The organism is Psychrobacter sp. T6-1 (assembly GCF_052258445.1).
In genome coordinates this window covers 1-862 of sequence record NZ_JBQQFC010000613.1, presented here as the reverse complement: position 1 = coordinate 862, position 862 = coordinate 1, and the positions used below count along the sequence as shown (strand labels likewise).

Sequence of the window (862 nt, the reverse complement as noted above, 5' to 3'; positions counted from 1 at the left end):
AATAGTTTAAAACTTTTATATTTACGTGCGTTAGGACGTTACCTAGAAAAAATAAAAAACTTACGCTGATTAAATTAGGGGCTGTCCTAGATAAATAAAATTATTTAGGATAGCACTATGAGAAAGAGTAAACTAAGTTGGTATAAACAAAGCAGACTCATCGAGTTATTTGTTGCCGGTTCTACCGCCAGAACAGCAGCAAGCCTAATTGGTGTTAATAAAACCACAGCCAGTTATTACTTTCATAGGCTACGAGTGCTTATTTACGAGAATAGTCAAGACCCTGGTCTATTTGAAGGCGAAATCGAAGTAGACGAATCATACTTTGGTGGAACTCGTAAAGGCAAGCGAGGGCGAGGTGCTGGTAGCAAAGTGCCCGTGTTTGGCCTATTAAAGCGTAATGGCAAGGTCTACGCTTGTATTATACCCAATGCTAAAGCAGATACTTTGATCCCCATCATAAGAGAAAAAGTTAAGCCTGATAGCATTGTTTATACTGACTCATTTAAAAGCTATAACGCATTAGATGTCAGTGAGTTTACTCATTATCGTATCAACCACTCCAAAACCTTTGTTAATGACAAGAATCACATTAATGGTATAGAGAACTTCTGGAACCAAGCTAAACGGCATCTACGTAAGTTTAACGGGGTTCCAAAAGAGCATTTTCACCTCTATTTAAAGGAATGTGAGTGGCGTTTTAATCACAGTGACCCAAAGTCGCAATTACTACAATTAAAACAATGGGTTAAACAGGGTTTGAACTAGTTATCTAGGACAGCCCCTTAAATTATTATGATTAAGTTTACTATTACCCTCGTCTTCTAAGTGTGGTTAGACCTTTGCCAAAATAGCTTATTAG

1 protein-coding gene is annotated in these 862 nt (G+C 37.5%); it reads left to right on the top strand.

Features of this window, described 5'->3' with window-relative positions:
• Positions 1-117 precede the first annotated feature (117 nt).
• Positions 118-768 carry an IS1595-like element ISPssp3 family transposase gene (locus ACTXGO_RS14940; RefSeq protein ID WP_193011467.1) on the top strand — a complete coding sequence of 217 codons (651 nt, stop codon included), beginning with the start codon at positions 118-120 and terminating at the stop codon, positions 766-768.
• The last annotated feature ends 94 nt before the right edge of the window (positions 769-862 follow it).